At 71.7% G+C, this 484-nt stretch carries 1 protein-coding gene; it reads left to right on the top strand.

Annotation, left to right across the window (positions count from 1 at the left end; translation table 11 throughout):
- A partial coding sequence (locus NX794_RS35825; protein WP_258783895.1) for an AMP-binding protein occupies nt 1-484 on the top strand: 484 nt, incomplete at both ends.

The raw sequence follows: 484 nt of genomic DNA, 5'->3' as shown, positions 1-484 counted from the left end.
CCTGCGGCTGGTGGTGTGCAGTGGCGAGGCCCTCCCGACCGACCTGGTGGCCCGCTTCCACGCGTCGGCCGGACAGCGCCAGATCGCCCTGGAGAACCTCTACGGCCCCACCGAAGCCGCCGTCGACGTCACCCGCGCCCCCGCCCTTCCCGGCACCGACTCCTCCTCCATACCGATCGGCTCACCCGTCTGGAACACCCGGGTCCACATCCTCGACGCCCGCCTCCAGCCGGCCCCCGTCGGCGTCCCCGGCGAGCTGTACCTCTCCGGCACCCAACTCGCCCGCGGATACATCACCCAACCGGCCCTGACCGCCGAACGCTTCACCGCCGACCCCTACGGACCCCCCGGCACCCGCATGTACCGCACCGGCGACCTCGCCCGCCGCAACCCCGACGGCACCCTCACCTACCTCGGCCGCACCGACCACCAAGTCAAACTCCGCGGCCAACGCATCGAACTCGGCGAAATCGAAGCCACGTTG

The organism is Streptomyces pyxinicus (genome assembly GCF_024753135.1).
Lineage (GTDB): Bacteria > Actinomycetota > Actinomycetes > Streptomycetales > Streptomycetaceae > Streptomyces > Streptomyces pyxinicus.
This window is presented reverse-complemented; position numbering and strand designations above follow the sequence as displayed.